The following is a 9069-nucleotide window of genomic DNA, read 5'->3' as shown; positions in this document are numbered from 1 at the left end:
CTTCAAAAACTTCAACAATTACCGACTTCGAGTCATCGCCCAGTGCGGTTAAACAACCCCTGAAACCTCAAAAAAACGTCTCGTCCCCAAACTTTGGTGTAGACCCCAAAAACGCTGCAATCGAGATGATTGCAGCGAATTAGAAAGATGGCGGACCGGGAGGGATTCGAACCCTCGATACCCTTTTGGAGTATACTCCCTTAGCAGGGGAGCGCTTTCGACCACTCAGCCACCGGTCCAGTTGTTGAGGGGACGGGGAGAAAATCAGATATCCCGCCCCTCGTCAATCTTCTCTCTCGATTTATTGTGCAGGTGGCCGGGAAGTTCGGAATTTCTGGAAATCCAAGGGGTCCCGGCGGGTCGAGCAGCGGTAAAGTTGGGCCTTTACCTGAATAATGAAGCCCCTCGCTCCCCGCCGGCGAAACGAGGGAGTATGGCCACGGTTACCAAAGATAAGTTAAGCCGAGATGGGCCCGGGGGTCGGCGTCTTCGGTTAAGGGGATTCCAAAATCGGCAGACACTGTAGCAGCCCCCCACTGCGCCCGTAGACCAACTCCAAAGCTGAGAAGCTGATCGGAATCCTCATCGTCCCGCCAAGTGAAGCCGTGGTCGAGAAAGCCGAGGGCTTGGGCGCTTAGCTCTTTTTCCAAAAGATCAGTGCTCCAAGCCGGTCCCCGCACCTCGATGCTCCCCCACCAACCGCTGTCGGCGAGGTAGTCGCGCTCGCGGTAGCCGCGGATCGTGCGCATTCCACCCAGCCCGAGCTGTTCGCTGGGAAGCAAGGCCCCGCTGGCCAGTTGCGCTTCCGCTCGCAACAATACGGTGCAATCGCGCCAGCCACGCGACCACTTGCCATTGGCCCGGAGATAGAAATAGGACGGATCGGCATCGGAACGATAGGCGGCGAAATCGTCGTCGTGATTGCGTCCACTCAACCCTCCGGGGCTAGCCACCAACTCGGCACGGTATTGATGATTCCATCCGGCGGCACGATCCGCGCTTTTGCGAAGCAGGCCGCCGAGCTTGAACTGCACGACTTCCACCGGGGCATCGGAAGTCAGTCCCACGAAGTCGCCGAAGGTGAGAAAGGTGTCGGAGCGCTTGAAGTCAACCCCGCCGAAAACTTCTCCTTGCCAGCCGTCCAGCAGGATCTGGCGACCGTATTGCAAGCTTGTTTGCCAAGAGGTGCCTTCGATATCCGCCGGCCCCAAGTCGGTGGAGGAATCCGCATGAACCGAGGCCCAACTGGCCGAAAAACGCAAAAATTCATGGCGATGGTGGATGGGGATTTCCCACGACAATCCATGGGCTTGGAACTGGCCGGGATCCGCCCCCAGGGTGGCCTGATAGGCGAGGATATGGTCTTGTTCGAAGGCATTCCCCAACACCCCTCCTAGTAGAAAGCGGCTCTCCCCCGTGGCCTTCGTGCCGGTATTTTCATAGGCGGCATAAGCGCGCCAAGGTCTTTGTTCCTCGATGGCAAAGACGAGGTCAGCCTCACCTTCCCGGGAGCCGGCTGCCGCGAAGAGTTCGGCTTTGCGAAAGGGATTGCGGCTCAGCCAGGCCGTGGTCTCGGTCAAGTCGCTGGCTCGCAAAAGTTGGCCACTTTGCAACTGAAGGGCACTGGAAAGGCGGGCATTGTTGAAGTGGACGGTCTCCCGAAGCTGAACCTGCCCCACGCGTCCCTCCACAACCCGCACCACCAATTGGCCGGGGTAGCGCTCGTCCTGAGGCGGCACCCAGACCTCGACCACCGGTTGGTCATTCTCCTCGTAATGACTGACGATGATCTCGGTGAGCGTGAGGAGGGATTGTTCGGTAAGAGGCCGGTTGAGAAATGACCTGAGCTCGAACGCCAGCTCAGCTCCATTGGCGACCGTAACGCCGGAAAACCGGACGACGCCCGCATCAAACAGCGTTGTCACGTCAGAGGTGGAGAGCACCAGCGTCGAAACCGCCGGCACCAGCACCTCGCGGTCATCTCCCGCAACCGGCTGATTGCCTCCAAAAGGCAAGGCGCCAGAGGGCGTGGAGTTCTCAATCGTGGGCAGAAATTCCTCCTGACCATAGGTCCATGCTGCGCCCGAGAGGCCCAGGAGGAGGAAAGGAGCAAACTTCACAAAGATGATGAAAGCGTAATCCCGCCAGATGTCCCTTCGAAAAAGCGCCACCTCCCAAGCGGAATCCGGCACCTTTCGACTTTTCGCCCCCCTCTTTCCCATCTTTACTGAGACCGGAAAAACTCGGGAGGGATTGTCAAATATCTGGAAATCGCAGCTAGGCCCAGCGGTTGAAAGGACTCGATGTCTCCTCACAACAACACCCAAACCCATGCTACGCAAAGTTCTCTTTTCCCTAGCCCTTAGCACAATTTTTCTCCCTGCCAGCGAGATTGTTGAATGGGATTTCGCGCTCAGCTCCGGCCGCGACTCCCCCAAGGCGACCTTCACCGCGGTGGAAAACCGCCCGAATGCAAGTGTGCCACACGCCTATGCCTGCGGCTTTTTTCAGGAGTCCCTCACCTTGCCGGGCATGCCCAACGGGCTGAAGTCGGAGTCCGAGTTCGACGGCGTAGTGGCCCGCTTTTCGCCCGATCTGACAGCTGGAGGTTGGAAAGCAACATGGACGGCACAAGCTCACTCCAAGGGAGATGTGATATTCAACGATCTCGTCCTCGGAGAAGACACCAACCTGATTTATGTAGCCGGAAGTTATCGTGAGGAGGTCTTCTTCGGCGACAATACGGGGGTCTATCTCCCGAATCCAGGGAATGGCAATATTGAGGGCTTCGTCGCCAAACTTCATCTCCTGAGCGGAACTTGGCTGGATGTCTATCCAATGGGAGATGTCATCCCGCAATCCGTCGCCATCGATTCCGCCGATTCCTTTTACATCACCGGCCCGGGCAAGCTCGCCATAAAGTTCGATGATGAAGGGAACTATATCTGGGACGTCGGGGCCCAGGGCGATACCATCGAGCATCATCACATCGCCACGCGGCCGGCCCCCAATGGCGAGGCGTTCAGTTATGTTCTCTCCACCCGGCTTTCATCCGGAGATGGTCGGGATGTCTGGCTGTCGGCGCTAGCGCCGGACGGCTCGCCGATTTGGGAAAAGATCACCGCTTCCCCGTCGCACGACCTTGCCGGCGGCCTGGGGGTTTCCAAGCAAGGATACATCTCCTTCTCGGTGGCCTCCTCGAATCAGAATATCGCCTATGAAGGCAAGCGTTTGGCCGAGCCCTCCAACACCAATGCGCAGGAGGTCTACGTCGTTCGTCTCCGCCCCGATAGTTCTCTCGTCTGGTCCACCCGCGCCGCCGTGGCAGACCGATCGGTGTCCAAGATGCTCTCCACCGACCTCGCCCATGATCCCCGGGGCAATGTCCATCTCGCAGTCAACTTCGAGGGCCCCTTTACCTTTGAAGGCCGCACCCGCGATGGAAAGGGCGAGACCGGAATCCTCAGCGTGGGAGATGGCGGGGTGCCTTACCACTTTCTGGAATCGCAGGGCGATGCCTATGCAACAGGTCGGGGAGTGGCCGCTTACTCACGAGAGGAACAAGTTCTGGTGGGAGACTATCAAGGCAATTCCGACATCACCTTCGGCTACCACACGCTGCCGGGTGATCCTGGACGACTCTTTGCGGCTTTTACGAAAAAAATCCCCGGCCAATCCTGCTTCATCGTTCGCCAACCGGAGAACGACAATACCCCGCCAGCCCAGTTCCTGGCCAACCTGAAGGCAGTGCTTCAGTCCGAACCAGGCGTTACCCCTCAAATCTCCACCCCGGCGGAAATTTACCGGGAATTTAACTATCCCAACGTCGCTATCGGACCAACGGGCGCGAGCTTGGGGGTGGTCGGTTATGCGGCCTTCATCTCCTTGCAGGATATTGACGCCCTGGAGAGCAGCGGCCTTTATCTGGTGGAAGAAGACTTTGAGTTATTCCGCTCGGGCACCACTTCGCCCGCCCCATACAACTTGGCCAAACTCAACGATTCCTCTGCCAGCCCTCCCTACAGCTATAGCTTTCCCGAAATGTGCCAAGCGGTGAGATTTTACCTCATCGACACCGCCATCTCCGACCCCGGCGGGAATTACTTTGCCAGCAATAGTAAACTTACCATTCTCGATCCTGTGGACGGAGGCTACGGGGAATTGATTCGTTCGGATTCCGACACCGCCGGGATCGTCACCTCGGAACACGGCACCAACCTCCTTTCACTGGTCGTAGGACCAGACGAGGGTGTCGCGCCCGACACCCCCATCACGACCAAGGTCTACGACATCTACCCCACCTTGGGCACGGCGAGGGCCTCCTCGCTCATTGATGCGATTCTACTCGCGCTGGAAGACCGGCTCAGCATCGCCAACGAGCTGACTCCCGCCGTCATGCTCATCGCCTCCAACACCATCAGTCCCACTTCTCCCGAGGAGCTGCCCGCTCTGGAAATTGCTTTGCAAGCTTGTTGCGATGCCCAGTTTCCCGTCGTGATGTCGGCGGGAAACAATGGTGCCCTGGCGGCCGACTACGCGCCGGCACAGTTTGCCAATCGCCCCTGCATAATCTGCACCGGCGGATCCACGGAGGCTGGCGCTTTCTCGGGGATGTCGAACTCGGGAGCCGAGCTCAAGCTCGTGGCCCCCGGCGAGAACCTCACGGTCGCGACTGAATTCGGAGGCGCCAAGAGCACCACACTTTTCAGCGGCACCTCAGGCTCCGCCGCTCTCGCCGCAGGAGCCCTTCTGCAATTCCAATCCTCCAATCCGTGGCTACGCGGGAGCGACCTGGTCAACTCCTTCATCGCCCACTGCGTCCACGCGGATACCATCAACCACGGGACCCTCAATTACAAACAGGTGGCTGCCAGCGCCGCCCGGCCTCCCTGCGTAACGGGATATCTTCATTGGACCAGCTGGTTCGACCTCTTGGACACCAGCTACGAAGGCAACGACGATGGCGACCTCTACAACAACCTGCAGGAGTATGTCTTCGACTTCGATCCGACGGAGGCAGACCACTATCCCCACGGCTTTGGTATCGATGGTTATTCCCCTCCGATGCTGGAGATGGGCTTCCCGATCGCCTGGTGGCTATGGGATACCACTGCCACTGGCCCCACCTATCTCCTCCACGATGGAGCCACGAAACTGACGGTCACCTCTTCCACTGATTTGGAGAACTTCCCCCCGGCTTCCGTGACCCTCACCCCGGGGGTTGGTTGCGACTTCCAAAGCTACCTCAGCTTCACCATCGACACCTCTCTGGCAGCAGAAAAATTCTTTCGAATTGAGCTGAAGGGCATGTAGGTTGGGAGATGAAAAGCTCTCCCGCAGGCCAAGACTCCTGCTGCTCCACCAAGCCGCCCCAGCCCCCGCGCTGGCGGCGCTACATCCCCCTGTTCACCCTCATCACGTTGGCCCTGCTTGCGGCGGCAGCCAAGCAGCTGCACTATGGCGCGTGGGCACCCCAGTCAGCCATGCACGACTTCATGGGGATCTTTCTGCTCACCTTCAGCATGCTGAAGCTCTTCGACCTCCCGGGCTTCGCGGGTGGCTTTCAGAAGTATGATCTTCTGGCGGGCCGAGCGCGCGGATACGCCCTCCTTTATCCTTTTCTGGAGCTCTCTCTAGCCTTGGGCTATCTTTCACAGTGGCAACCGCAGACCGTCTACCTCGCAACCATCCTTCTTATGTCTTTCGGGGCCATCGGGGTCTTTCTAGCTCTCGCCAAGGGACTGGATATTCGCTGTGCCTGCATGGGAACTGCCCTCAATGTCCCCCTTTCCACCGTGGCAGTGGTTGAGAACGTGGGAATGGCAGCCATGGCGGTCGGGATGCTACTAATCTAACCGCGAAAGTCCTCGCCCTCGCCAGTCCTCTCCTTTTACAGTTTCTTTCTCATGTTGCGCAGACTCTCTCTTCTATTCGTCGCCGTCAGCTCCGCCCTGCTCTCCGCCGAGCCTTCGGAAAAGGTATTCGAGCTCCGGACCTACCACGCCAATGAAGGCAAGCTCGATGCGCTGCACGCCCGCTTCCGTGACCACACTGTCTCTCTCTTTGAAAAACACGGCATGACCAATGTCGCCTATTGGACGCCGGTGAAGAACGAGAAGAACCTCTTGATCTACCTGCTCTCCTATCCGAGCAAGGAAGCCCGCGAAAAGTCATGGCAAGGCTTCATGTCGGATCCCGACTGGCAAGCCGCGTTCAAAGCCTCGACTGCCGAAGGTCGGCTCGTTGGCAAGATCGACTCGGTCTTTCTCAAGGAAACCGACTTTTCCGCCGCCTTTACCCCCAGCGAAAGCACCCGCCTCTTCGAGATGCGCACCTACACCACTGCGGAAGGAATGCTCCCTCATCTCCACAAACGCTTCCGGGATCATACCATGAAGCTCTTTCAGAAACACGGCATGAGCAACTTGAGTTACTTCGAGTTGTTAGCCGACCAAGACAAGGCAGAGCAAACCTTGCTCTACTTCCTCGCTCACAAGGATGCGGAAGCAGCCAAAAAATCCTGGGACGGCTTCCGCGCCGATCCTGAATGGAAAAAAGTGGCAGCCAAATCCGAAGAAGACGCGGGCGGTCGCATCCTAGTCAAAGGCGGAGTCGAGGCTGTCTACCTTCAGCCAACCGACTACTCGCCGATTAAGTAAGGATTTTCCTCGGAAAAAAACCGGGATTCCGCCCGTAGAGTTCCTCCCACCCCCGCCCACCGGCTCAACCTCCCCATTTTCAGTGAGTAACCCACCCAGCAAAGACGAACAGGCCGCCTCCCCCAATCAAGGAGAACGCGGAGAGCTTTTCTCCCAACTATTGATCGCCAACCGCCATCGCATCTACGGCTTTGTTTACTCCCTGACCCACAACCACCAGGGATCGGAGGATTTGCTCCAGGAGGTCTCCATGGTCCTCTGGCGCAAGTTTGACCAGTTCGAGGAGGGGACCGACTTTGCCGCTTGGGCAATGAGCATCGCCCGCTTCTGCACCCTCAACTGGCGCCGCAAGCAAGCCCGCCTCCCGCTCTCCTTGGAAGATAGCGAGCTAATGGCTCTCGCCGACGAAGCCGCCGGAGTAGCCTGCGGGGTTGAAGACCAGCGCGACGACCTCGTCCACTGTCTCGGCCGCCTGCCCCAGCGCTGCCGTCAGGTCGTCTGGGCCCGCTACCAGAAGGATTCTCCAGTCAAGGAAATCGCCTCGCAACAGCGCATGAGCGTACGATCCATCTACTTCCTACTCGAAAAGGCGCATGGTCTGCTCTTGGACTGCATCAAAAGTCGTGCCGAGTCCCGGCAAAAATCCAGTGAGGGAGGGACCCTATGAGCCGAGAAAAATTTTCCCAAAAAGAAGTCGACCGTCTGGCGGAAAAATTGCGCGACGACCGGGTGGAGGAAAGTGACGCCGAGGAAATCCGCGAAATCATTCGCAACCACCCTGCCGAGCGCCGGCGTCTGGTCGAACATCTCTACCTCGGCGCCGCCCTGCGCGAGACCATCAAAACCTGGAGCGGACGGGACGAGCAGCTGTCTGGCTCCGACAGCACTTCGCCGCGCTGGCTACTGGGCCTCCTCTTTGTAGTCGGCCTCATCGGCCTGATTCTAATTTTGCGCCCTTTCTTGCAGACCATTGAAAGCTCTCCTCCTCAGGAGAAATCAGCCGGACTCACCCCGAAGCAAATGGCGCAACAAGAGCTCATCGGCATCGCCGTCATCTCCCACACCAGCGAGGCCGTCTGGGGCAGCGACTCCTCCGTCTCACGCACTTCCATTCGAGCTGGCGCTCCGATCGGGAAGGGCATCATCGAGCTCTATGAGGGCATTGTGCAAATCGACTTCTACTCGGGGGCGGTCCTGACCATCGAAGGACCGGCTCGCTTGAACTTGAAGTCTCCTAAAATGGCCCGCGTGGAATACGGCACCTTGCGAGGACACATTCCCTCTCCCGCCAGCGGCTTCATCCTCCGGAACGCTCACTTCCAAGTGGAGGGCGTCGGTGGAGAATTCGGCCTCATGTGCCAGGAAGACGGCAGCGCGAAACTTCACATTCTAGCTGGCAACTCCACCTATCAACCCCACAACGGCCCGGAGATCGAACTGAAAACCGGAGAGGGACTCGAGATTGCCGCCAACGGGGAAAGCACCGCCACCGCTGCGCGTTCCGATCTCTTTCCCGCCGGACAAGCCTTCGACCAGAAGTCCCGGCAACGGTTCGCCGAGTGGCAAAATTTCCAGCGCAAGCTGATGGCTCGGGATGACATCCTCATCGGCTATCTCTTCGCCGGAGACTCCGCGTGGGAACGCACGGTCCGCAACCGCGCCTTGCAGGGGCCAATCGATTCCGACGGTGCAGTCGTCGGATGTGAATGGACCGAGGGACGCTGGCCGGGCAAGGGTGCCCTTTCCTTTCGCAACTCCTCCAACCGCGTTCGCCTCAACGTGCCCGGCGAGTACGACTCCCTGACCTTGGCCACCTGGGTTCGTCTCGACGCAATCAACTCGACGGAGGTCTCTCTCCTCCACCCCGAGACCCGACAGACCAGCTACATCCACTGGACCCTGGTGCAAACCGTGACCAACGGGCTTCACATCCACTTCTCCGAAACCTACGGAAAGGAGATTGGGATGAAGGACGACCGCGAACTTCGCACTCATTATCACTGCCACCACAACCTCCTGCGCCCCAACGGGACCAGAATGGGAGATTGGGTCCACTTCGCCCTCGTCTACGATTCCGAGGAACGTCAGGTGCGCCATTATCAGAACGGGGTGCAGCTCGGGTCCAGACCAATTGAAGTGGTTCATCCCCTGCACATTGGTATCGCCGACATCGGGAACTGGCCTTACCGGGAATGGGCCCAGGGAACCGAGTTCGAAGTGCGGAACCTGGACGGAATCATTGATGAATTTGTCATTTCCAAAAAGGCGTGGACCAACGAGGAAATCCACGAACTTTGGGAAACAGGCAGACCCTAGCACATGCGAACAGCTCACCACGAGCGAGCAGTCTTGTTTCAAGTCTTGCCTGCACCCCTCTGACGGGGTAAAGGGAGTTTCGGAACAGCACCCC

The 9069-nt window shown here is 58.5% G+C and carries 6 protein-coding genes and 1 tRNA gene; 5 read left to right on the top strand and 2 right to left on the bottom strand.

The window, feature by feature from the left end; translation table 11 throughout:
- Nucleotides 1-148: 148 nt before the first annotated feature.
- Together IE099_RS03955 and IE099_RS03950 are read right to left on the bottom strand one after the other, a co-directional pair.
- Nucleotides 149-239, bottom strand: a tRNA-Ser gene (locus IE099_RS03955).
- 204 nt (nucleotides 240-443) lie between these two features.
- Nucleotides 444-2192 (bottom strand): ShlB/FhaC/HecB family hemolysin secretion/activation protein, encoded by a 1749-nt coding sequence (locus IE099_RS03950; RefSeq protein WP_189567536.1) that lies wholly within the window; start codon nucleotides 2190-2192, stop codon nucleotides 444-446.
- A gap of 139 nt (nucleotides 2193-2331) precedes the next feature.
- Between IE099_RS03950 and IE099_RS03945 the strand changes: the two genes are divergently transcribed.
- From IE099_RS03945 to IE099_RS03925, 5 genes are all read left to right on the top strand, one after another.
- Nucleotides 2332-5313: a S8 family serine peptidase gene (locus IE099_RS03945; RefSeq protein ID WP_189567535.1), complete on the top strand. Its 2982-nt coding sequence runs from the start codon at nucleotides 2332-2334 to the stop codon at nucleotides 5311-5313.
- A gap of 8 nt (nucleotides 5314-5321) precedes the next feature.
- Nucleotides 5322-5855 (top strand): MauE/DoxX family redox-associated membrane protein, encoded by a 534-nt coding sequence (locus tag IE099_RS03940; RefSeq protein ID WP_189567534.1) that lies wholly within the window; start codon nucleotides 5322-5324, stop codon nucleotides 5853-5855.
- Nucleotides 5856-5906: 51 nt separating this feature from the next.
- Entirely contained in the window at nucleotides 5907-6659 is a 753-nt protein-coding gene (locus tag IE099_RS03935) for an NIPSNAP family protein (RefSeq protein WP_189567532.1), read from the top strand.
- Nucleotides 6660-6741: 82 nt separating this feature from the next.
- Nucleotides 6742-7326 (top strand): sigma-70 family RNA polymerase sigma factor, encoded by a 585-nt coding sequence (locus IE099_RS03930; RefSeq protein ID WP_189567530.1) that lies wholly within the window; start codon nucleotides 6742-6744, stop codon nucleotides 7324-7326.
- Nucleotides 7323-8975: a LamG-like jellyroll fold domain-containing protein gene (locus tag IE099_RS03925; protein ID WP_189567528.1), complete on the top strand. Its 1653-nt coding sequence runs from the start codon at nucleotides 7323-7325 to the stop codon at nucleotides 8973-8975. Before IE099_RS03930 ends, IE099_RS03925 begins: the two co-directional genes overlap by 4 nt.
- Nucleotides 8976-9069 lie beyond the last annotated feature (94 nt).

It is taken from the genome of Roseibacillus persicicus (assembly GCF_014651675.1).
Classification (GTDB): Bacteria; Verrucomicrobiota; Verrucomicrobiia; order Verrucomicrobiales; family Akkermansiaceae; genus Roseibacillus; species Roseibacillus persicicus.
Note: the sequence above shows the minus strand (reverse complement) of the source record. Positions and strands in the feature narration are given on the sequence as shown.

Bases quoted from the DNA above. Each gene is read 5' to 3' on its own strand.
- IE099_RS03940 (WP_189567534.1), top strand. From the start codon at position 5,322: ATGAAAAGCTCTCCCGCAGGCCAAGACTCCTGCTGCTCCACCAAGCCG.
- IE099_RS03935 (WP_189567532.1), top strand. From the start codon at position 5,907: ATGTTGCGCAGACTCTCTCTTCTATTCGTCGCCGTCAGCTCCGCCCTG.
- IE099_RS03945 (WP_189567535.1), top strand. From the start codon at position 2,332: ATGCTACGCAAAGTTCTCTTTTCCCTAGCCCTTAGCACAATTTTTCTC.
- IE099_RS03925 (WP_189567528.1), top strand. From the start codon at position 7,323: ATGAGCCGAGAAAAATTTTCCCAAAAAGAAGTCGACCGTCTGGCGGAA.